Source organism: Pseudomonas sp. GW822-FHT05A08 (genome assembly GCF_058800485.1).
The window spans coordinates 4,391,629-4,412,586 of record NZ_CM179511.1 but is presented as its reverse complement, the minus strand read 5'-3'; the positions used below and the strand labels follow the sequence as shown (position 1 = coordinate 4,412,586).

At 62.8% G+C, this 20,958-nt stretch carries 17 protein-coding genes and 2 pseudogenes; 7 read left to right on the top strand and 12 right to left on the bottom strand.

Annotation, left to right across the window (positions count from 1 at the left end; genetic code table 11):
* Positions 1–296: 296 nt before the first annotated feature.
* The 3 genes from AC3RCP_RS19825 to AC3RCP_RS19815 all read right to left on the bottom strand — a co-directional run bounded on the left by AC3RCP_RS19825 (position 297) and on the right by AC3RCP_RS19815 (position 2,776).
* The gene (locus AC3RCP_RS19825; RefSeq protein WP_009044436.1) at positions 297–758 is read right to left on the bottom strand and encodes a YccF domain-containing protein; all 462 of its coding nucleotides are present in this window, start codon (positions 756–758) and stop codon (positions 297–299) included.
* A gap of 72 nt (positions 759–830) precedes the next feature.
* Entirely contained in the window at positions 831–2,576 is a 1,746-nt protein-coding gene (locus AC3RCP_RS19820) for a hypothetical protein (protein ID WP_101338382.1), read from the bottom strand.
* Positions 2,573–2,776 carry a hypothetical protein gene (locus AC3RCP_RS19815; RefSeq protein WP_101338381.1) on the bottom strand — a complete coding sequence of 68 codons (204 nt, stop codon included), beginning with the start codon at positions 2,774–2,776 and terminating at the stop codon, positions 2,573–2,575. Before AC3RCP_RS19815 ends, AC3RCP_RS19820 begins: the two co-directional genes overlap by 4 nt.
* A 280-nt stretch (positions 2,777–3,056) precedes the next feature.
* On the opposite strand from AC3RCP_RS19815, the gene AC3RCP_RS19810 reads away from it, so the two are divergent.
* Entirely contained in the window at positions 3,057–3,845 is a 789-nt protein-coding gene (locus tag AC3RCP_RS19810) for a hypothetical protein (protein ID WP_492571026.1), read from the top strand.
* A 153-nt stretch (positions 3,846–3,998) separates the two neighbouring features.
* Here AC3RCP_RS19810 and AC3RCP_RS19805 read toward each other — a convergent pair whose 3' ends face one another.
* Positions 3,999–4,997 carry a bile acid:sodium symporter family protein gene (locus AC3RCP_RS19805; protein WP_101338379.1) on the bottom strand — a complete coding sequence of 333 codons (999 nt, stop codon included), beginning with the start codon at positions 4,995–4,997 and terminating at the stop codon, positions 3,999–4,001.
* 84 nt (positions 4,998–5,081) lie between these two features.
* On the opposite strand from AC3RCP_RS19805, the gene AC3RCP_RS19800 reads away from it, so the two are divergent.
* On the top strand, positions 5,082–5,873 hold the full coding sequence (locus AC3RCP_RS19800; RefSeq protein WP_101338378.1) for an AraC family transcriptional regulator: 792 nt from the start codon (positions 5,082–5,084) through the stop codon (positions 5,871–5,873).
* Positions 5,874–6,043: 170 nt separating this feature from the next.
* On the opposite strand, the gene AC3RCP_RS19795 is transcribed toward AC3RCP_RS19800, so the two are convergent.
* The 3 genes and pseudogenes from AC3RCP_RS19795 to AC3RCP_RS19785 all read right to left on the bottom strand — a co-directional run bounded on the left by AC3RCP_RS19795 (position 6,044) and on the right by AC3RCP_RS19785 (position 9,485).
* Positions 6,044–7,693, bottom strand: coding sequence for an FMN-binding glutamate synthase family protein (locus AC3RCP_RS19795; protein ID WP_007930525.1), 1,650 nt, complete (start codon positions 7,691–7,693; stop codon positions 6,044–6,046).
* 33 nt (positions 7,694–7,726) lie between these two features.
* Positions 7,727–8,228: pseudogene (locus tag AC3RCP_RS19790) on the bottom strand (acyl-CoA thioesterase).
* 465 nt (positions 8,229–8,693) lie between these two features.
* Complete coding sequence (locus AC3RCP_RS19785) at positions 8,694–9,485, bottom strand: class I SAM-dependent methyltransferase (RefSeq protein WP_492571027.1); 792 nt, start codon at positions 9,483–9,485, stop codon at positions 8,694–8,696.
* 87 nt (positions 9,486–9,572) lie between these two features.
* Here AC3RCP_RS19785 and AC3RCP_RS19780 point away from each other — a divergent pair.
* A pseudogene (locus AC3RCP_RS19780) lies at positions 9,573–9,678 on the top strand (AAA family ATPase); the annotation flags it as partial.
* A 628-nt stretch (positions 9,679–10,306) separates the two neighbouring features.
* Here AC3RCP_RS19780 and AC3RCP_RS19775 read toward each other — a convergent pair.
* Positions 10,307–10,579 carry a hypothetical protein gene (locus tag AC3RCP_RS19775; RefSeq protein WP_492571028.1) on the bottom strand — a complete coding sequence of 91 codons (273 nt, stop codon included), beginning with the start codon at positions 10,577–10,579 and terminating at the stop codon, positions 10,307–10,309.
* Between the two features lie 415 nt (positions 10,580–10,994).
* On the opposite strand from AC3RCP_RS19775, the gene AC3RCP_RS19770 reads away from it, so the two are divergent.
* The 4 genes from AC3RCP_RS19770 to AC3RCP_RS19755 all read left to right on the top strand — a co-directional run bounded on the left by AC3RCP_RS19770 (position 10,995) and on the right by AC3RCP_RS19755 (position 14,699).
* Positions 10,995–11,381: a RidA family protein gene (locus AC3RCP_RS19770; protein ID WP_007927369.1), complete on the top strand. Its 387-nt coding sequence runs from the start codon at positions 10,995–10,997 to the stop codon at positions 11,379–11,381.
* 255 nt (positions 11,382–11,636) lie between these two features.
* On the top strand, positions 11,637–12,401 hold the full coding sequence (locus AC3RCP_RS19765) for an IclR family transcriptional regulator (RefSeq protein WP_009044425.1): 765 nt from the start codon (positions 11,637–11,639) through the stop codon (positions 12,399–12,401).
* A 37-nt stretch (positions 12,402–12,438) separates the two neighbouring features.
* Positions 12,439–13,656, top strand: coding sequence for an amino acid deaminase (locus AC3RCP_RS19760; protein WP_492571029.1), 1,218 nt, complete (start codon positions 12,439–12,441; stop codon positions 13,654–13,656).
* A gap of 125 nt (positions 13,657–13,781) precedes the next feature.
* Complete coding sequence (locus AC3RCP_RS19755; RefSeq protein ID WP_492571030.1) at positions 13,782–14,699, top strand: sugar kinase; 918 nt, start codon at positions 13,782–13,784, stop codon at positions 14,697–14,699.
* 187 nt (positions 14,700–14,886) lie between these two features.
* On the opposite strand, the gene AC3RCP_RS19750 is transcribed toward AC3RCP_RS19755, so the two are convergent.
* The 4 genes from AC3RCP_RS19750 to AC3RCP_RS19735 form a co-directional block, all read right to left on the bottom strand.
* Entirely contained in the window at positions 14,887–15,162 is a 276-nt protein-coding gene (locus AC3RCP_RS19750; RefSeq protein WP_007932676.1) for a peptidylprolyl isomerase, read from the bottom strand.
* Between the two features lie 52 nt (positions 15,163–15,214).
* Positions 15,215–17,752, bottom strand: coding sequence for a PAS domain-containing protein (locus AC3RCP_RS19745; RefSeq protein ID WP_492571031.1), 2,538 nt, complete (start codon positions 17,750–17,752; stop codon positions 15,215–15,217).
* A gap of 305 nt (positions 17,753–18,057) precedes the next feature.
* A complete protein-coding gene (locus AC3RCP_RS19740) occupies positions 18,058–20,013 on the bottom strand; it encodes an acetoacetate--CoA ligase (RefSeq protein WP_492571032.1) in 1,956 nt (651 codons plus the stop codon).
* Positions 20,014–20,170: 157 nt separating this feature from the next.
* Complete coding sequence (locus AC3RCP_RS19735; RefSeq protein WP_007924463.1) at positions 20,171–20,956, bottom strand: 3-hydroxybutyrate dehydrogenase; 786 nt, start codon at positions 20,954–20,956, stop codon at positions 20,171–20,173.
* Between the last annotated feature and the right edge of the window lie 2 nt (positions 20,957–20,958).

The window sequence follows — 20,958 nt, the reverse complement described above, 5'->3', positions numbered from 1 at the left end:
CGTGAACGGGTGGACGGGAGCGATAAGCCTCCTGGCGAGCGCGCGGACTGCGCAGGGCCTCGGGGCTGAATGAAAGCAGTGGGCGTGGGACTTGTCCAACCGCGGCGGGCGCCAGTGTGGGCGTCCTTCAACGTTGTGGTGCGGTTTGTTCAAGGTGGGGCGGCTTGGCGATCAGGTTACGCGCTTGAGGGCGCCGCAGATACGTGATGGCGGCTGTCGGAGCGCGTAAGTGCGCGGAGCATGCCGGTCGACATGCGCAGCAGCAGAGGCCTCGACGAGACCTCTGCGCCTGGGCTTCAGCCAGGCTGACGCTGTTTCAGCGCCGCATCCTGGGCATTGAAAGTACGCGCCGCGGCGGCCACTTCCTTGCGCACGATGGTCTTGCCGATCGGCGCCAGGGCGATGCCCGCCAGCTTCAGGTGCTGGATGCCGAAGGGAATGCCGATGATGGTGATAAAGCACAGCAGCGCCGACATCACATGCCCCAGCGCCAGCCAGATCCCGCCGAACACGAACCACAGCACGTTGCCGATCACCCCCAGGCCGCTGGTGCCGATATCGTCCTTGTTGTTCAGCTCGCGTCGGCTGATGGCTTCCTTGCCGAACGGAAAGAACGAGAAGGCACCGATCACGAAACAGGCCCGGCCCCAAGGGATGCCGACGATGCTGATAAAGGCCAGGATGCCCCACAGCCACCAGCACAGGCCCATGAAAATGCCGCCGAGGATAAACCAGAGAAAATTGCCGATGGCGCTCATGTAAAGCTTCCTTGTTTGAACCGTGAAAGGTATCGCACAGGCCCCGTTCGAGGCCCGTGCAGGTATAGACGCTTATTCCTTGCGCCGAGTCAGGCCGGAGACGATCGCCACCAGCAACAGGCTGATGCCCCAGCCGATCAGGGTTTCGAACCACACCAGAAAGCGGATGCTATGTCCCCAATCCCAGTTCCAGAACTCCACCCAGGCGTTGGGGGAAGGGGTAGTGGTGATTGGTCCCCAGTCCTTCTCCTGTTGCAGATCGACCAGTGACAACAGGATGTCCAGCGAATAGGCACCAGGGCTGAAGCCAGTGTATTCACCACGCAAGGCATCGCAGGTGTACCAGTTGCCGATCCCTGAAGGGATGGGCGTATCGGGTGAGCGCTTTTGCCAGCCTTCTCCATACTCCTTTCGGCAGGTGGTATAGGCGTCGCTCTGGAACACCAGCGGGTTGCTTGGGGCGAACACGTTCTGCTCGACGGCGGCGTACCAGTAGACGGTGGTGAAGGCTAGCCAGATGCCGAGGATCCAGGCCAGCAGGCGCATGGGGCGATAACCGTAGCCGGTGAGGGCGCCATAGAGCACATGCGGGACAATACCAAGCCAGCGAAATCCCCGAGGCCAGTGAGCCGTTCTCTTGCCCACGGAGCCTACCTCGCGCAAACGCCTCTCGAAGGCGATCCCGACTTCCTGGGCTTCATCGGCATGTCCCATTTCTTCGAGCTTGTGTTTCAGATGCCGCCAGGGCTGTGGGCGAAACCCGCTCTTTTCGCCTCTTGAACCATCGGTTCCCGCAGCAGACGGTATTTGTTTATCTAGCCAGGCAAGTCGGGTTTTGGCTTTTGCTCCATTACTCAGGAAGTCATAGGTAAACCCGTCCAGTTGCAAACCCTCTCCCCAAGACTGTGCATCATCGGTCAGCGTCCTGACTTTTGTATTGTTGAGAAGGGCTTTTTGGAGGGGGATCGCCAGTCCCTTAACAATTAACGAGCCTGCGATAAATGCGGATTGGGCAATCAGGGCGTAACCGCCCCTACCATCGAGTCGAGCGCCGGTGAAATTGAGCTGACCTCCGATGTTGGCTCCTGAAAGTCGCACGGTACCTTCAGATCTGAAGTCGGTTGACAGATTGACGTTGCCTTTAATGACAGAACCGTCCATTGCCAATGAGACATCTTTAACCGCAATGATGCGACAGGACGTGCAATTCAACTGGCCATTCAGGGTAATGCCCGCCAGGCTAACTTCACCAATGGAGGAGAACCCTCCTCGCATGTTCAGGTTTCCGCTGATCTGGATGCGGTCGGCGCGTATGGCTGCAAAACCTCGGCCATCGATAGAACTCTCGCTAAGGGTTAATGAACCTTCAATCTTGGCGCCGAGCAGGTTGATCGATCCGAAAGAGAACAGCTGCCGTATGGAAAAAGAGCCTGCTATTGACACGAGTGGGGCCTGGATTCCTGCCCAGGCACTACCATCCAGGCTCACTCGACCATCGATGGACGCATTGTTCAAAAAGAGCGTATTGAAGCAAAGGCAGTTTTGCAGCAAGAAGGCGGTAGGTATCTTGCTTGAGCGAAGGTCCAGTATTCCCTCGATGTAAGCTCCACGGAGCCTTACACCCTGTTCATGCACGATGTTTACCTTGTCCCCTCCCATAATCAGGAAGCGAAGGAAGTCCGCGCGAATGGTATTTTCCGATGTCGCCTGTTCCGGTCGGTGTGCGCTGAAGCTGGCGACTTTTCCTGAAAGCGTACATCTCAACAGTTTTTCTTCAGCAGGCTTTAAAGGTCGAAAGTCATTCAGCACACGACTCATTTGGCAGCCTCGTCGACTTGAGGCGTGCCGGTAGGCAGTACCTCAATCTGCAAGCCGTTGGCCTGCATGGCATCGCGATTGGCCTCGGCAAAGCCTGGGTGAACTCCTGCAACCAGGGTTGATTCGACGGGGGTAACCTGTTGTTCGATGCTGCAACCAGCAAGAAGGGACAACGCGCAAAGTGTGAGCAAGGAACGCATAAAAACATCCATGTAAGATCGCCGACCGGCAAAAAAGTGGCGCTATGCTATCGGCTTGTCGCCCCTGACAAAAGCGCAAACCCTGGCTTCCCCCAGAAGTAACCGCTTGATGCTTCTACAGATTGGCCACGACCGGTCGACACAGCGACCTTTGGCGGTTGCCGGGGCGAATACTAAATAACGCACGCTTCACTCGTTAGTGAAAGGACGCATTTAGTCCTGCGCACCCGCACGACTTCCCTCTTTATCCGAGAGTTTCGAACAAATGGAATTGAGTCCGTTGTCCAGTCCATCCCGTCTTGTCGCCCCCTGGCTGAGGCTACCGTTGATCCTGGCCAGCCTGTTGTCCCTGGCCGGTTGCCAGATGCCAAAAAGCACCGCGCCGGCCCTTCAGACCACGGCAGAAGCATCGCTACAGCAGAACGCCCAGGCCTTCAGCGATCAGTTCAGGGCTTTGATGGTGCGCAATGCCTTTGCCGCCAACAGCCAGGCGTTGGTAGGGACAGTGGATCTGGTGGTGAAGATCGATCGCCAGAACGAGCTGCGCAGTTGCGAGACCCGGCCCAACGCCCACCTGGCCCCGGTCCCGGCCCTGGAAAGCCTGGCCAGGCAAGTGTGCTGGGATAGCCTGTTTCCCAAGGTGCCGGTCGAAATGTACGGAACCGAGGAGGAGATGGTGATTGTCGCGCCGCTGGTATTTCCGGCCCTCGACGAGTCCGAACCTGAGCGTCAGTGGCGAGCGCGGACGGTCCAGGCTTATGCGCAAAGCCGCTTCTTCTGGACCCAGGCCCTGGGCCAGCAGCCCGTCGACAGCATTGGCAAGGCCCATGTGCGGTTTGTCGCCAATGCCCAGGGGCAGGTGCAGGAGTGCCTGATGAACCTCGATCCGGTTGCCGAGCGGCGGGACGCTTTCAAGCTGGACAGCGACCTGCAGGCGCGCCTGACTGCGCAGTGCAAGCAGCTGAACCTGAGGCAGATGCCCGGCTTCAAGGTGGATGACAAGGGGCTAGCGCGGGGCAGTGTGCTGGTGGAATACGCGCCGTGGAAAGGCGGTCCGAAATACAACTGACCGCCGTCACAGGGATCTGCAGGAGGAGCCGCTCGACCCTCGATGGCTTGCGATCAGCGAAGCTGAGGCGGTCAGGCGCAGCGCGTTTTCGTTGACGATTTATCGCGAGCAAGCTCGCTCCTACAAAGGCGACATGCAGTTCAGGCGCCGCACTCAGGGATCGACCTGGGCCATCAGCTCCGGGATCGACTCCGGGCGTTTGGCGTAACGCTGGGCCAGCACCGCGCAGACCATCAGCTGGATCTGGTGGAACAGCATCAGCGGCAGGATCAGCACGCCCATGGTGCTGCCGGCGAACAGCACCTGGGCCATGGGCACGCCGGTGGCCAGGCTTTTCTTCGAACCGCAGAAGAGGATGGTAATGCGGTCTTCCTGGTTGAAGCCGAAGAGCTTGCTCAGCAGGCTGGAGGCCAGCAGCGCCAAGGCCAGCAGCACGCAGCAGGCCAAGACCAGCCCGCCCAGGTTCCACAACGGAATCTGGTGCCAGATGCCTTCGTTCACCGCTTCGCTGAAGGCGCCGTAGACCACCAGCAGGATCGAGCCCTGGTCGACGAACTTCAGCCAGTTCTTGTTGCGGCCGACCCAGGCGCCGATCCAGCGGCGGGCGATCTGCCCGGCGATGAAGGGCAGCAGCAATTGCACGCTGATCTTGACGATGGCATCCACGGTCGAGCCGGCATCGCCGTGTACATTCAGCAGCAGGGTCACCAGCAGCGGCGTGAGGAAAATCCCGAACAGGCTGGACGCCGCGGCGCTGCAGATCGCCGCCGGCACGTTGCCCCGCGCCAGCGAAGTGAAGGCAATCGCCGACTGCACGGTGGCGGGCAGGGCGCAGAGGTAGAGCATGCCCAGATACAGGTCGTTGCCGATCAGCGGCGACAGCAGCGGCTTGAGCGCCAGGCCCAGCAGCGGGAACAGCACGAAGGTCAGGCTGAAGATCAGCAGGTGCAGGCGCCAGTGGCCGGCCCCGGCGATGATCGCCTCGCGCGACAGCTTGGCGCCGTGGAGGAAGAATAGCAGGGCGATGGCGGCGTTGGTCAGCCAGCCGAAGCCTAGGGCCACCTGGCCGCTGGCGGGCAGGAAGCTGGCCAGCAGCACCACGCCGATCAGGGTCAGGGTGAAATTGTCGGGCAAAAGACGTGAGCGACTCATAACGGGATCATCCAGGGGTTGCCAGGGCGGTGGGCTGACTCTAACGTGATGGCGGACTGCCGACTAACGCCAATGAGCCAGTAAATGCCGCCTAAAGGACATGAAAAGATCGTCCGCCGCAGTATTCCCGGTCTGCCGAGCCTGCCGCGACCGGTGTACGGGCGCACCGAATCCCTGCCCAACCGGGCGCTGACCCGGCGCCACAGCCACCCTTGGGTGCAATTGTCCTACGCCATCCAGGGCGTGCTGGAAGTGCAGACCAGCGCCGGGCGTTTCATCGCCCCGCCGCAACGGGCGGTGTGGATTCCCGCCGGCATGCCGCACAAGGTGTTCAGCTCGCCGCGCACTGAAATGCGCAGCCTGTACCTGGATTGCCGTGTCACTGCCTGGGCCGGCGAAACCTGCCAGGTGCTGGCGGTGAGCGGCCTGCTGCGCGAATTGATCCGCGCCTTCAGCGAGCTGCCGGTGGAATACGCCGAAGATGGCGCCGACGGGCGCCTGGCCCAGGTCCTGCTGGATCAACTGGCCGCCGCGCCGCAACTGGACTTGATGCTGCCGCTGCCCCAGGACCCGCGCCTGCGGCAGATCTACCGCAGCCTGCAAGCGCACCCGGACCAGCCGACCACCCTGGGGCGGTGGAGCGAGAAACTGGGGGTGACGGAGAAAACCCTGAGCCGCCTGTTCCTGCGGGACACCGGCCTGACCTTCCGCGCCTGGCGCCAGCGCTTGCGCCTGCTGGGCGCCCTCACGCCCCTGGAGAACGGCGAGCGGGTGACGGACGTGGCGCTGGCCTGCGGCTACGACTCAACCTCGGCTTTTATCGCCGCGTTCCGCCAGCAGTTCGACGCCACGCCCGGGGAGTTCTTCCGCCCGTAACGGTAGGAGCGAGCTTGCTCGCGATGGCGGTGCATCTGACCCACCGCGGCGCTTGCATCGCCAGCAAGCTGGCTCCTACAGGTTCGGTAGTGGTCGTGATGGCAGCGCCGTACCCGAGCCTTTGTAGGCGCGAGCTTGCTCGCGATGGCGTCGGCGGCTGCAACCTCAATCTAAGCCGGCGTCAGCCGCTCGGCCCTGGACGGCGCGGCCACGGCCAGTGGCGCGAAGCTGTGGGGTTGGGCCATGTTCCACATGCGCGCGTAGAACTCCGAACTGATGGGGCGTTGCAGCAGCTCGCCGGGTTCGAGGAACACGTGGATCTGCGAGAACAGCCGGACCTCGGTGGTGGTCAGGCGCCGTACCAGGTGCTTGGCCTGCAACTGCGCCGGGTGGTCGAGGCCGGCGGCGCTGAGCATCTCGCCGAGGGCGACCAGGGTGTTGCGATGGAAGTTGTGCACCCGCTCGGCCTTGTCCGTAACCTGCAGCGCTTTCTGGCGCAGCGGGTCCTGGGTGGCGACGCCGGTGGGGCATTTGTTGGTGTGGCAGCTTTGCGACTGGATGCAGCCGATGGCGAACATGAAACCGCGCGCGGCGTTGACCCAGTCGGCGCCGATGGTCAGCACGCTGGCGATGTCGAAGGCACTGACCACCTTGCCGCTGGCGCCCAGCTTGATCTGCGAACGCAGGCCGGCGCCGACCAGGGTGTTATGCACGAACAGCAGGCCCTCGCGCATGGGCATGCCGATGTTGTCGGTGAACTCGCGAGGCGCGGCGCCGGTGCCGCCTTCCTTGCCGTCGACCACGATAAAGTCCGGCTGGATGCCGGTCTCGAGCATGGCCTTGACGATGGCCATGAACTCCCAGGGATGACCCACGCAGAACTTGAAGCCCACCGGCTTGCCACCGGACAGGTTGCGCAGCTTGACGATGAATTCCAGCAGTTGCATGGGCGTGCTGAACTCGGAGTGCCGCGCCGGCGACACGCAGTCATGGCCCATCTGCACGCCACGGGTCTTGGCGATTTCGGCGGTGACCTTGTGCTTGGGCAGGATCCCGCCATGACCGGGCTTGGCGCCCTGGCTGAGTTTGATCTCGATCATCTTCACTTGCGGATGGCTGGCCTGCTCGGAGAAGCGCTGGGCATCGAAACGGCCGTCCAGGGTGCGGCAACCGAAGTAGCCGCTGCCGATTTCCCAGATCAGGTCGCCGGCGAATTCCTGGTGATAGGGGCTGATGCTGCCTTCCCCGGTGTCGTGGGCGAAGCCACCGAGCCGGGCGCCTTTGTTCAGGGCGCGGATGGCGTTGGCGCTCAGCGCGCCGAAGCTCATGGCCGAGATGTTGAACACCGAGGCGCTGTAGGGCTGCAGACAGTCCGGCCCGCCCACCACCACGCGGAACTGGCTGGGGTCGCAGGCATCGCCCGGGACCATGGAGTGGCTGATGAATTCGAAGCCGGGCTGATAGACGTCGGCCAGGGTGCCAAAGGCCTTCTCCGCGGGCTGGTTCTTGGCGCGGGCGTAGACCATCGAACGCTGCGAGCGGGAGAAGGGCAGCTTCTCGTCGTCGCCTTCCAGCAGGTACTGGCGGATCTCCGGGCGAATCGACTCGATCAGGTAACGGATATTGCCGATGATCGGATAGTTGCGGCGCACCGCATGGTGGCTTTGCAGCAGGTCGTTGAGGCCGACCAGGCTGAGCACCCCGGCCAGCACGATCAGCCCCTGGCCCCAGAGGCTGGCGGGCCAGAACAACAGGCCGAACAAGGTAAGGGCAAGGCAAAGGATCAGGGTCGCGTAGCGACTGAGCAGCGATATCTTCATGGTCGTTCCTTGGGCAAATCGCAAGACATGGGTTCAGGCGGGCAGGGCGGGCTCAATCCGAGTTGCGGATCTGCCGATAGCGCTCCTGCAGCTCCTGGCGCTGCTGTTTGCGCAGCAAACCCTGGGCGTAGCGGCGTTGTTCGGTGGCGGTTTCCGGCACGAAGGCGCGCACCGGGTGCGGGCGCCCGTCGGGGTCGACGGCGACCATGGTGAAGTAGCAACTGTTGGTGTGGCGCACCGTGCGTTCGTGGATGTTCTCGGTCATCACCTTGACCCCGACCTCCATCGAGGTGCGCCCGGTGTAATTGACCGAGGCGAGGAAGGTCACCAATTCGCCGACATGGATCGGCTCCTTGAAGATCACCTGATCCACCGACAGCGTGACCACATAGCGCCCGGCGTAGCGCTTGGCACAGGCGAAGGCCACCTCGTCGAGCAGCTTCAGCAGGGCGCCGCCGTGCACGTTGCCGGAGAAATTGGCTTTGTCGGGCGTCATGAGCACGCTCATGCTCAATTGATAACTGCCTGGTTCCATGGGTGACCTCATCAGTAATCGATGCTGTCCGCATAGGCAGGCTAGAGCCCCGCGGACAGCATTTGGCTGGAGATCGGAGGGTAATAAGAAGTCTTGATAGTTAGCTAGCTATCTTTTGCAATGAGCTGTTGTGGGGATTGCAATAATGCGTGGGGAGGGGGCGATACCTAGCGCTTGTTATTCAACGGTGAGTCGCTTTGGTTGCAGTCAGGGCTAACAACCCTGCCGAGTTCACGCGCATGGGTAGCAGATTCGTTCAAGCCTATCGGTAATACCGCGAACTCTGTAGCCGCTGCCGCAGGCTGCGATCAGGCGCTTGCGCCTGCCAAACCTGATCCACGACTTGAACGACTGTTTCTTTGCATGACACCGACCTGTAGGAGCGAGCTGGCTCGCGATAGCGTCCGTGCTGGCGCTGCCGTTTTTTGGACGGTGTCATAGATAGCCAAAGAATCGAATACAGGGTCAATAATGATAACGACGGATTGCTTGTTCAAGACGGAATTCCGTCTTCGGAGGATTGTCCACGAGCCGCGCAACAATGAAGAGCTTATCGACATCATCGACCATGTGTCGCATGTAACAGTTGACCATTCGGTAGCGTTCTATGGCGAAATAGGTGTTCATTATTTTGACTTTTTCGTCCATATCACCGTCATCGCCTACGTTGCCAGCACCTGGCCCGAAAACATTGTGGCTTTCAAACAGTAGGTAGCCACCCGGCTTTAGAAACGACACCAGGCGCTTCATGTAGTTTTCAAACCCCATATTGAGGTTGCCATCAATGGTGTGATGATTGGAAAACGACAGCACCACATCAAATTTTTTATCTGTGGCAAATACCGAAAAATCGCTTTCTATAAACTCTATATTGTCGCGCTTCAAATAACGCGCGGTATCCTTTGCCACTTTATTGAGAAAAGGGTTGAGTTCGACGGCTGTCACGGATTTTGCCAGTCGCGAACAATAAGCTGAGACAAAACCGCAGTTGCTGCCGATGTCCAGTACGTCAGCGCCCTTCAATTCTTCATCGATGGCGTATTGCTTGAACCGAAAGCCCGTAGGCTTCAGGCCTGTGATTCCCAGTTCCTCCAAGCCCTGATAGAAATATCCTTGGCTGTATTGTTGCTTCTTCGGCCAGTTCTTCTGCTGCTCCTTCAAGTGCCCTCGCAAACGTTTCTGGATGAAAAGCGTGCCTTTGAAGAGCCCCTTCCAGAAATCAAAAAATGAAAGCCTGACGCTGTATGGAATTTCCATTGATAACCCTGAAATAAGACGTCGATACTGGTGAACCTTCCAGACTATCGGCCGCAGGTGGATTCACATTAGGCGTGCAGCCTTAACAAGATGACCACGGCGTTGCTGGATCGGCTGGCACACCGTCGAAACAGGCAGCAACGAGTCCTACCGCCTGCAACACAGCAGGTTGGTCGCCCAGATAAAGATCAAACACGACATATCCATTGCTGCGGTCACGGCGGCTTATGGCCTCACCCTTACGGCGGGGCACTTTTTACACGCTTCTGTAGGAGCGAGGCTTGCCCGCGATGGCGTCTGTGCTGGCGCTGCATTTTTTGGACGGGGTACATATCCATTTCTGCGGTCACGGCGGCTTATGGTTTCGCCCTGACGGCGGGTCACTTTTTACTAGCTTCTGTAGGAGCGAGGCTTGCCCGCGATGGCGTCTGTGCTGGCGCTGCATTTTTTGGACGGGGTACATATCCGTTTCTGCGGTCACGGCGGCTTATGGTTTCGCCCTTACGGCGGGTCACTTTTGGCAAACGCCCGGAATGCCGGCCCAGCCAAAAGTAACCAAAAGGTCTCGCCCCTGGCGTACGGCCTTCGCTGCGCTCAGGTTCCCTCGCTCCGGCGTCCATCAGGGGGCATCGACTCCGGTCGGCTTCGCTTCGACCTCCATACGATGTCCTCGACTACGTCGAGGGGCGCTGCGCGCCATCCCCCTGATGAACGCCTCCACTCGGCCTCCCGATGGGGCGGGTGGATCAAAAGCCAAAGCCAAAGCCAAAGCCAAAGCCAAAGCCAAAGCACAGCAAGAGCAAAGGCCAGGGCGGTTCGGTTTAAGGCTCTGGCAGCTCCATCGCCCGTTGTTCAACCACTTGCAACACGTCGCATCCGTCCTGCAACAACAAGGTTGCCACGCTGGAGAAGCGCATCAGGTCGAGGTCGTCGGCGTTGCGGCTGGTCATGCCGGACACACTATCCAGCATGTCCCGGGCAGCGCGGATGCGCAGACCGGCGTAGGTGAGCAGGTCAAGCAAGGGGGCTTGCGGGTTGATAAAGGCGACGGGGTGGTCGGTGGTGTTGGAAGAGGTGAGGGGTTGGAAATCCATGACGGTGACGCTCCATGAAGGAATTTTAGGGTGTGCTCATGGAGATTCGGACGGCCAAATCCGGTCGCAGCGTTGGGAGCGACGAAACGGAATATAGGAGGCGTATCGCGGGGTAACAAGCCTGGAGGGCATGTTTACACCAGATACAGAAACGCCTTACACGAGCCGTCATTAATGGCTGAATAAATGGGGGTAGTAGCATTTATTTCAGGCCTGTTCTCTATCTCCTTGGTTCCAGATGTGTTGCCTATCCTCTGTTATCCCTCTCTTTCCCATGGCACACTCTTCGTGAATTTTCCGTTGTTGTATATTTTGATCTGTTATAGCGGAATAAATGTCTCCTGGAATTACGCGAAGCGCCTTTTTAGGAACGGCTTATTCTGCTCAACCTTCCCTTTACTTAGGAGAACACCCCATGAGCATCACTCGCTACGGCACCGGCAGCACCGCCGGCGGTGGCCAGCCTCGTCCTTTCGCTCGTGCCGTTGAGGCCGATGGTTGGTTGTATGTGTCCGGCCAGGTGCCGGCGCTGGATGGTGAAATTATTCATGGCGGGATCGTTGAGCAGACCCATCAGACGATGCGCAATGTGGTGGCGATTCTGGAGGAGGCGGGGTATGGCCTGGAGGATGTGGTGCGGGTTGGGGTGTGGCTGGAGGATCCGCGGGATTTCTGGAGTTTCAACAAGGTGTTCGGTGAGTATTTTAAGCCGGAGCATGCGCCGGCGCGGGCCTGTGTGCAGGCCAGCATGATGGTGGATTGCAAGGTTGAGATCGATTGCGTGGCTTACAAGAAGAAGTAGGGCTGTAGGCCGCTGATCGCGAGCAAGCTGCTCCTACAGGGGCGGGTTCGTTCGTTGTAGCCGCTGCCGAGTTTTGGCGAGGCTGCGATCGATCTGGGCGGCATTCCGACGAAGCGGGCGCGCGGTCTTGAGATCGTTGAAGGTCCTGCGGACCTTATCGCAGCCTCGCGGGCTCGGCAGCGGCTACGGGGATAGGGGCAATGCCGGGGTTTTGGGGCGCCGGAAATTTCGCGGTTTTTTGCAAAAGGCACAGACATGACCGAAGACACCATCAAGCGCCGGGCCAAGGGGTTGGACCGGGCGTTCGATATTCTCGATTTCCTCAAGGAGATCGGCCAGCCGTTGCGGCCCAACGATATCGCCAAGGGGATCGGCAGCCCCAAGTCCACGGTGTACGAGCTGGTGGCGTCCTTGCTGGAGCGGCGGGTTCTGGAGCCGGTGGGCCAGGATGGGCATGTGTACCTGGGGCGTCAGCTGTACTTCCTGGGGCAGGCCCATCTGCGCCATTTCGACCTGACCCGCGAGGCCGATTCGGCCTTGCAGGAGATCGTCAGCCAGACCCGCGAGACCGCACAGATGTGCCTGCTCAACGGGCGCAAATACACGGTGGCGCTGATGAAGGAGGGCGAGCGGCATTTCCGCATTTCCTCGAATATCGGCGAGAACGCGCCGATTCCCTGGACCGCTTCCGGGCGGCTGTTGCTAGGGCATTTGAGCGATGAGCAGATCGTCGAGTTGATCGACGAGCGCGACTTCATGCTCCCCGACGGGGAACGCCTGCCTGTGGCGACCTTCCTCAAGGAAATCCGCCAGGCCACGCAGGACGGTTTCTTTTCCTTCGACAGCGTGGCCGACACCTTTACCCATTGCTTCGCCGCCCCGGTGCGGGACGAGCGCGGGGTGTGCATCTGCACCCTGTGCATCGTCGCGCCACGGGCCGATGCCCAGAACAATTACGCCGACTACCGCCGGGTGCTGATCGACAGCGCGAATCGCCTGGCCCGTCGCATCAACGACTAATGTCAGCCCCTGTGGCTGCGCCGTAAGGAGTTCGAATATGCCTTCTGCCTTGATCAATGCCGCGGTGGAAAAGGGCGCCGCCCAACCGGGCGTCAGCCTGGTGCGCGATGTCAGCTTGCCGGCCCTGGTGCTGCATCGCGCGGCGCTGGAACACAACATTCGCTGGATGCAGAAGTTCGTCAGCGACAGCGGCGCCGAGCTGGCGCCCCACGGCAAGACCAGCATGACCCCGGCGCTGTTCCGTCGGCAGCTGGAGGCGGGCGCCTGGGGCATCACCCTGGCCACCGCGGTGCAGACCCGCGCGGCCTATGCCCACGGTGTGCGCCGGGTGCTGATGGCCAACCAGCTGGTGGGTACGCCGAACATGGGGCTGATCGCCGAGCTGCTGGCCGACCCGACGTTCGACTTCTATTGCATGGTCGATCACCCGGACAACGTCGCCGACCTCGGGCAATTCTTCGCCGCGCGCGGGGTGCGCCTGAACGTGATGATCGAGTACGGCGTGGTCGGTGGTCGTTGTGGTTGCCGCAGCGAGCAGGAAGTACTGGCGCTGGCGCAGGCGATCCAGGCGCAACCGGCCCTGGCCTTGTGCGGCATCGAGGGTTACGAAGGGGTGATCCATGGCGATCACGCGGTGAGTGGCATTCGGGAGTTTGCCGGGTCCCTGGTGCGCCTGGCGGTGCAGTTGCAGGACGACGGGCTGTTCGCCATCGATAAGCCGATCATCACCGCCTCGGGGTCGGCCTGGTATGACCTGATCGCCGAGTCCTTCGAGGCGCAGAACGCCCAGGGGCGTTTCCTCAGCGTGCTGCGCCCCGGCAGTTACGTGGCCCACGACCATGGCATCTATAAAGAGGCGCAGTGCTGCGTGCTCGACCGGCGCAGCGACCTGCACGAAGGCCTGCGCCCGGCGCTGGAAGTCTGGGCCCATGTGCAGTCGCTACCGGAGCCGGGGTTCGCGGTGATCGCCCTGGGCAAGCGTGACGTGGCCTATGACGCCGGTCTGCCGGTGCCGTTGTTGCGCTACAAGCCGGGCGTGCTGCCGGCCAGGGGCGATGATGTCAGTGCCTGCAAGGTCACGGCGGTGATGGACCAGCATGCGTTCATGACGGTGGCGCCGGGGGTTGAGTTGCGGGTGGGGGACATTATTGCTTTTGGTACTTCACACCCGTGTTTGACCTTTGATAAGTGGCGCACCGGGTTGCTGGTGGATGAGCGGCTGGATGTGCTGGAGAGCATGGAAACCTGTTTCTAGGGTAGGGCTGGCACCTGCTGCGCAGGTGATCGCGGGCAAGCCTCGCTCCTACAGATTTCCGTAGGAGCGAGGCTTGCCCGCGATGACGTCCTTTCCAATAACAAAAAATCGTCAGAGACACCTCCATGAACACTTCCAGCACCGGGAAACGCATCGCCCTGATCGGCGAATGCATGATCGAACTGCAACACCGCGCCGACGGCAGCCTGCAACAGAGCTTCGGCGGCGACACCTTGAACACCGCGGTGTACCTGGCCCGTGAACTGGGCGAGGGCGCCCATGTCGACTATGTCACTGCACTCGGTGACGACAGTTTCAGCGATGCGATGTGCCAGAGCTGGGCCGAGGAAGGCATCGGCCTGGGCATGGTCCAGCGCCTGCCGGGGCGTTTGCCCGGGTTGTATTGCATCCAGACCGACGCCAAGGGCGAGCGGCGCTTTCTTTACTGGCGCAACGAAGCGGCGGTGCGCGACTGTTTCACCACCCCCGCGGCCGAGCCGATCCTCGCGGCGTTGCCGACCTACGCGGTGCTGTATTTCAGCGGCATCACCCTGGCGGTGCTCGGCGAGTTGGGGCGCAAGAAGCTGATCGAGACCTTGGTTGAAGCACGCAAGCGTGGGGCGCAGATCGTCTTCGACAACAACTACCGGCCACGGCTCTGGGCCTCGGTGGAGCAGGCGCAGGCGGCTTATCGCGAGGCGCTGGCCTATGTCGACCTGGCGCTGCTGACGGTGGATGACGAGCAGGCGCTGTTCGGTTATGCCGACAGCCAGGCGGTATTGGCGGCCTACGCGGACACGCCGGAAGTGGTGCTCAAGCGTGGCGCCGAAGCGTGCCTGATCCGCTGTGGCGGCGAGTCGTTCGAGGTGCCGGCGCAGCGGGTGGAGCAGGTGGTGGACACCACGGCGGCGGGGGATTCGTTCAGTGCGGCGTATCTGGCATGTCGCTTGAAAGGCGGCAGTCCGCAGCAGGCGGCGCAGGCCGGGCATCGCTTGGCGAGCCGGGTGATCCAGGTGCCGGGGGCGTTGATCCCAAGACCCTGACGCCAGCCTGTAGCCGCTGCCGAGCCTGCGAGGCTGCGATCGGCACCGCAGGGGCCGCAAAACCTGGCGGCGCGGTCTACCTGAAAGATTGGGGATATCGCCCTTGCGCCGGCTGCGCCGTCGATCGCAGCCTCGCAGGCTCGGCAGCGGCTACAGGGGCGTGGTCGAAGCGTGGTGAGCGACGCGGTCAATCGCGGTAGAACACCTGCACCAGGTGATAGCCGAACTTGCTCTTGATCGGCCCGTGCACGGTGCGCAGGGGCTTTTTGAAGATCACCTGGTCGATGGCCCCGACCATCTGCCCCGGCCGCACTTCACCCAGGTCGCCGCCGCGTTTGCCGGAGGGGCAGGTGGAGTACTTCTTCGCCAGCACGTCGAAGGCTTCGCCCTTGGCGATGCGCTGCTTGAGCTGTTCGGCCTCTTCGGCGGTTTTCACCAGGATGTGGCGGGCTTGGGCTTTCATGGGGCAGTTACCTTGGAACGGTGCGGACGGCGGGGGCGGATTATGCCTGAAATCAGCCCTGCCGGCCGATCATCTGACGAATCTTCTGGGCCAGCGCCTCGATGGAAAACGGCTTGGCGATCAGGTCCATGCCAGCGTCGAGAAAGCCCTGGCGCTCGGCGGCCTTTTCCGCGTAACCGGTCATGAACAGCACCTTGAGCTCCGGTCGCTGCTGGCGGGCGATCTCCGCCAGCTGCCGGCCGTTCATGCCCGGCAGGCCGACGTCGGTCACCAGCAGGTCGACGCGCCGCTCGGACTCCAGCAACGGCAGGGCGCTCTTGGCGTCCTCGGCCTCGAAAGCGCTGTAGCCCAGTTCGCTCAGCACGTTGAGCACCAGCATGCGCACCGCTGGGTCGTCCTCCACCAGCATCACCGATTCGCCGGCCACCGCGTACGGCGCTTCGACGCTGGCCGGTGCCGGGCTGTCGGTTTGGGCACCGCTGTACAGGCGCGGCAGGTACAGGCGCACGCAGGTGCCCTGGCCCGGTTCGCTGCTGATGGTCAGGTGGCCGCCGGATTGCTGGGCGAAGCCGTAGATCATCGACAGCCCCAGGCCCGTGCCCTGGCCGATGGGCTTGGTGGTGAAGAACGGGTCGAAGGCCTTGGCCAGCACTCGCGGGGTCATGCCGGCGCCGTTGTCGCTGACGCCGAGCATCACGTAGTCGCCGGCCTTGACCGGTTCCAGGGTGCCCAGGTCGCTGCCGTTGAGGTAGCTGTTGGCGGTCTCGATGGTCAGCACGCCGCCGTCGGGCATGGCGTCGCGGGCGTTGATCACCAGGTTGAGCAGGGCGTTTTCCAGCTGGCTGGCGTCGCTGTTGATCGACCAGACGTTGGCGCCCAGGTTCATCTTCAGCTCGATATGCTCGCCCTTGGTGTGGTTGAACAGGTCCTGCAGCGAACGCACCAGCTGGTTCGGTTCCAGCGGCCGGCGGTCCAGCGACTGGCGCCGGGAGAACGCCAGCAGGCGGTGGGTGAGGGCGGCCGCGCGCTTGGCCGAGGACATCGCAGCCTCGGTGAAACGGCCGATTTCCGCGCTGCGGTCGGCGTCGATGTAGCGCTGCATCAGCTCCAGGCTGCCGATGATTCCGGTGAGCATGTTGTTGAAGTCGTGGGCGATGCCGCCGGTGAGCTGGCCCACGGCTTCCATCTTCTGTGCATGGCGCAGGGCGTTTTCGGCGCGTTCGCGTTCGAACATCTCGCTCTGCAGGCGCTGGTTGGCGGCGGCCAGCGCCTGGGTGCGCTCGGCCACCCGTTCTTCCAGGGTTTCGTTGAGGTTGCGCAGGGCTTCCTCGGTCTGTTTGCGCTCGGTCTCGTCGATCACGAAGATGTAGAAACCATTGATCGCGCCGTCGGCGCCGTAGCGTGGCAGGTACTTCATCAGCGCGTGCCGCGCGCGCCCGTCGCGGTGCGGCGAGTTGGCTTCGAAGCTGCAGGGTTTGCCGGCCAGGGCGGCGGCGATCTTGTCGGCGCGGGTGGCGTAGATCTCGTCCCCCACCACTTCGCGGATGGTCCGCCCGTACAGCTCCTGCGGGGTCAGGCCGTACCAGTCGAGGTAGGCGCTGTTGTTCAGACGAAAGCGCTCTTCGTGGTCGACGTAGCCGATCAGTACCGGCATGGCGTTGATGATCAACTGCAATTCGGTCTGGCTCTGGCGCAGCGCCTGTTCCATCTGCTTGCGGTCGGTCAGGTCCAGGGCGGCGCCGAGGAAGCGCACCGGCCGGCCATGGTGATCCTTGTAGCAGCGCCCGCGGGCGAAGACCCAGCGGATCTGCCCGTCGGGCTGTTGCAGGCGGTATTCCTCGGCGTATTCGGTGCCGTGGGTGATGCAGTGCTTGATGCTGCGCGCCACCATGCTGCGGTCTTCCGGGTGCACGCCTTTGAGGTAGTCGCTGATGGGCAGTTGCCCGGCCTGGGCCGGGTTGATGCTGTGCAGCTGGGCGAAGTGGGCGTCGGCGATAAAGCGGTCGTCGCCGATGTCCCAGTCCCAGGTGCCGACCGCGTCGGTCGCCGCCAGCGCCAGTTGCAGGCGCTCTTCGGTTTCGTGCTGGGCCTTGAGGCTGGCCGCCGAGCGCTGCTCCAGTTCCAGGGCGATGCGTCGGCGCTCGTTGGTTTCGATGCTGGTGACCAGGATCCCGGCGACTTCGCCACTTTCGTCGCGGATCGGGCTGTAGGTCAGGTCCAGCCAGACGTCCGACTCGCGGCCGTGGCGCAGCAGGGTAAAGGGTTTTTCGCTGAAGGTGCGCACCTGGCCTTGCAGCACGGCTTGGTAGATCGGCGCGGTGAAGTCCTGGAGTTCCGGCCAGGTCAGGTGGGTCGACTGGCCGAAGGCGCCAGGGTGCTTGTTGCCGGCCAGCAGGGCGAAACCGTCGTTGTAGATCTGTGTCAGTTGCGCGCCCCACAACAGCAGCATCGGCATTGGCGAGTGAATCACGATGTCCACCGCGGTGCGCAGGCTCTGCGGCCAGTGGTCGACCGCGCCCAGCGGCGTGGCGGCCCAGTCCAGCCGGGCAATCAGGGTTTCGGCTTCGCTGCCGGAGGGGGAGGCGTTCATGTCGGGGGTGTCCTGAGCGTGCATCACGCCGGCATTGTAGCCGCTGCCGCAGGCTGCGATCGACGGCGTAGCCAGCGCAAGGGCGGTTTTCCCGATCCAGCAGGTGGACCGGGTTGCCCGGTTTGGCGGCCCCTGCGGTGCCGGGCGCAGCCTGCGGCAGCGGCTACAACTGGCACCGCGCCCAGCCCTTGTAGCCGCTGCCGAGCCTGCGAGGCTGCGTAAAGGCCCGCAGGGCCTTCAGCGGTCCTGAGATCGCGCCCCTGCGGGTTGTTCGCAGCCTGTGGCAGCGGCTACAGGGGCAACGATCAGTCGCGCAACTCGGGGCGATCGCGAAACTGCTCCAGCGCCTCGGGGTTGGCCAGGGCGTCGGTGTTTTTCACCGGCAGGCCGTGCACCACGTTGCGCACCGCCAGTTCGACGATCTTGCCGCTGATGGTCCGCGGGATGTCGCTGACCGCGAGGATCTTCGCCGGCACGTGCCTTGGCGTGGTGTTGGCGCGGATGACCTGGCGGATCTGCTCCTGCAGGGCGTCGTCCAGTTGCACGCCGTCCTGCAGGCGCACGAACAGCACCACCCGCACGTCGTTGTCCCATTGCTGACCGATGGCCAGGCTTTCCAGGACCTGCTCGAGTTTCTCCACCTGGCGGTAGATTTCCGCGGTGCCGATGCGCACGCCGCCGGGGTTGAGCACGGCGTCCGAGCGGCCGTGAATCAGCCAGCTGCCATGGGCCAGTTGCTCGGCGTAGTCGCCCTGGGCCCAGACCCCGGGGAACTGGCTGAAGTAGGAGGCGCGCAGCTTCTCGTGCCGCGGGTCGTGCCACAGGCCGATGGGCATGGCCGGGAAATGCCGGGTGCAGACCAGTTCGCCCTTTTCGCCGACCACCGCCTGGCCCTGGTCGTTCCACACCTCGACCGCCATGCCCAGGCCCTTGCCCTGCATTTCGCCGCGGTGCACCGGCAACAGCGGGTTGCCGATGATGAAGCAGGAAATGATATCGGTGCCGCCGGACATCGAGGCCAGGCACAGGTCCTGTTTGAACGCGCGGTACACGTAGTCGAAGCTCTGCGGCGACAGCGGCGAGCCGGTACTGAGCAGGGTCTTGAGGCTGGCCAGGGAATGGCTCTGGCGCGGCTGGATGCCGGCCTTTTCCAGGGCCACCAGGTACTTGGGGCTGGTGCCGAAAACGTTGATGCCTTCCTGGTCGATCAGGTCGATCAAGTGTTCGGGCGCCGGGTGGAACGGCGAGCCGTCGTACAGCAGCACCGTGGCGCCCACCGCCAGGGCGGAGACCAGCCAGTTCCACATCATCCAGCCGCAGGTGGTGTAGTAGAACAGCACTTCGCCGGCGCGCAGGTCGGAGTGCAGGCCGTGCTCCTTGAGGTGCTGCAACAGCACGCCGCCGGTGCTGTGGATGATGCACTTGGGCACGCCGGTGGTGCCGCTGGAATAGAGGATGTACAGCGGATGGGCGAAGGGCACGGCGACGAACGCCGGCTCGCCGCCGGGGCGGTAGAAGTCGTCCCACAGCGCGACGCTGGCCGAGGTGCGAAAGTCTTCGGCGCGGGCTTCGGGCCGCGCGTACGGCACGATGATCAGCTGTTGCAGGGACGGCAGGCGTTCGAGGATCTCGTTGACCTTGGCCGTCTGGTCGATCTGTTTGCCGGCGTAGCGGTAGCCGGCGCAGGTGATCAGCACCTTGGGTTCGATCTGGCCGAAACGGTCGATCACCCCCTGGGTGCCGAAGTCCGGCGAGGAGCTGGACCAGACGGCCCCGAGGCTGGCGGTGGCGAGCATGCCCACCAGGGTCTGCCAGGTGTTGGGCATGCAGGCCGCGACCCGGTCGCCAAGGCCGACGCCGGCCGCCCGCAGGCTGTGTTGCAGGCCGGCGACATGGGCCGCCAGCTGGTTGTAGGTCAGCTGTTCGCGCTGGCCGTTCTCGTTGATCGCCACCACCGCGACGCCATCGTCACGCCGCTTGAGCAGATGCTCGGCGAAGTTCAGGGTGGCGTCGGGAAACCACTGGGCGGCGGGCATGCCGCGGCCTTCGATCAGCACCGCGCTGGGGGGCGCGTGGAACTCGACATCGAAGAAATCGACTATGGCCTGCCAGAAGGCTTCGCGCTGCTCGATGCTCCATTGGTGCAGGGCGGGGTAGCCGTCGAGGTCCAGGTCGTGACGGTGATTGATCAAGCGCCGGAAGGCTTCCATGCGGGTCTTGCTGACGCGTTCGGCACTGAGTTGCCAGAGTAATTCGGACATGGGTGGCCTCTTGTTTTTCTAATGCACGCAAAGCGATTTTCAAACGCCCTGTAGCCGCTGCCGCAGGCTGCGATCGACCGGAACGGTCGTGGCGATATCACTGGCGCTGAAAGACCCTTCGGGTCTTATCGCAGCCTGCGGCAGCGGCTACAACGGCTTACTGCGCCAGCCAGCCGCCATCGATATTCCACGCCGCGCCACGCACCTGGCTGCCGGCCTCACTGCACAAGAATAGGACCAACTCGCCCAGCTGCGAAGGCGTGACGAACTCCAGGGACGGCTGTTTTTCCGCCAGCAGGTCGTGCTGTGCCTGTTGCGGATCGACCCCCGCGGCGATGCGGTCGTCGATTTGCTTTTGCACCAGTGGGGTCAGGACCCAGCCCGGGCAGATGGCGTTGCAGGTGACGTTGCTGGTGGCGGTCTCCAGGCCGACCACCTTGGTCAGGCCGATCACCCCGTGCTTGGCCGCCACATAGGCGGCTTTGCCCACCGAGCCGACCTGGCCATGCACCGAGGCGATGTTGACGATCCGCCCCCAGCCCTTGGCGCGCATGCCGGGCAGGCTCAGGCGGGTGCTGTGGAACACCGACGACAGGTTGATGGCGATGATCGAGTCCCAGCGCTCCACCGGGAATTCCTCGACCGCCGCCACATGCTGGATGCCGGCGTTGTTGACCAGGATGTCGACGCCGCCGAACTCGCGCTCGGCGTAGGCGAGCATGTCGGCGATCTGCGCCGGGTCGCTGACATCGGCCGGGTGATGGCCGACCTTGCCGCCGCTGTCTTTGTTGAGGCGCGCGACCTCGGCGAGCACCGTCGAGGCATCGCCGAAGCCGTTGAGGATCAGGTTGGCGCCGGCCTTGGCCAGGCTCAGGGCGATCCCCAGGCCGATGCCGCTGGTGGAGCCGGTGACGAGGGCGGTCTTGCCCGCAAGATTGCTCATGA

Bases quoted from the DNA above. Each gene is read 5' to 3' on its own strand.
- AC3RCP_RS19825 (WP_009044436.1), bottom strand. From the start codon at position 758: ATGAGCGCCATCGGCAATTTTCTCTGGTTTATCCTCGGCGGCATTTTC.
- AC3RCP_RS19820 (WP_101338382.1), bottom strand. From the start codon at position 2,576: ATGAGTCGTGTGCTGAATGACTTTCGACCTTTAAAGCCTGCTGAAGAA.
- AC3RCP_RS19815 (WP_101338381.1), bottom strand. From the start codon at position 2,776: ATGCGTTCCTTGCTCACACTTTGCGCGTTGTCCCTTCTTGCTGGTTGC.
- AC3RCP_RS19805 (WP_101338379.1), bottom strand. From the start codon at position 4,997: ATGAGTCGCTCACGTCTTTTGCCCGACAATTTCACCCTGACCCTGATC.
- AC3RCP_RS19800 (WP_101338378.1), top strand. From the start codon at position 5,082: ATGCCGCCTAAAGGACATGAAAAGATCGTCCGCCGCAGTATTCCCGGT.
- AC3RCP_RS19795 (WP_007930525.1), bottom strand. From the start codon at position 7,693: ATGAAGATATCGCTGCTCAGTCGCTACGCGACCCTGATCCTTTGCCTT.
- AC3RCP_RS19785 (WP_492571027.1), bottom strand. From the start codon at position 9,485: ATGGAAATTCCATACAGCGTCAGGCTTTCATTTTTTGATTTCTGGAAG.
- AC3RCP_RS19775 (WP_492571028.1), bottom strand. From the start codon at position 10,579: ATGGATTTCCAACCCCTCACCTCTTCCAACACCACCGACCACCCCGTC.
- AC3RCP_RS19770 (WP_007927369.1), top strand. From the start codon at position 10,995: ATGAGCATCACTCGCTACGGCACCGGCAGCACCGCCGGCGGTGGCCAG.
- AC3RCP_RS19765 (WP_009044425.1), top strand. From the start codon at position 11,637: ATGACCGAAGACACCATCAAGCGCCGGGCCAAGGGGTTGGACCGGGCG.
- AC3RCP_RS19760 (WP_492571029.1), top strand. From the start codon at position 12,439: ATGCCTTCTGCCTTGATCAATGCCGCGGTGGAAAAGGGCGCCGCCCAA.
- AC3RCP_RS19755 (WP_492571030.1), top strand. From the start codon at position 13,782: ATGAACACTTCCAGCACCGGGAAACGCATCGCCCTGATCGGCGAATGC.
- AC3RCP_RS19750 (WP_007932676.1), bottom strand. From the start codon at position 15,162: ATGAAAGCCCAAGCCCGCCACATCCTGGTGAAAACCGCCGAAGAGGCC.
- AC3RCP_RS19745 (WP_492571031.1), bottom strand. From the start codon at position 17,752: ATGAACGCCTCCCCCTCCGGCAGCGAAGCCGAAACCCTGATTGCCCGG.
- AC3RCP_RS19740 (WP_492571032.1), bottom strand. From the start codon at position 20,013: ATGTCCGAATTACTCTGGCAACTCAGTGCCGAACGCGTCAGCAAGACC.
- AC3RCP_RS19735 (WP_007924463.1), bottom strand. From the start codon at position 20,956: ATGAGCAATCTTGCGGGCAAGACCGCCCTCGTCACCGGCTCCACCAGC.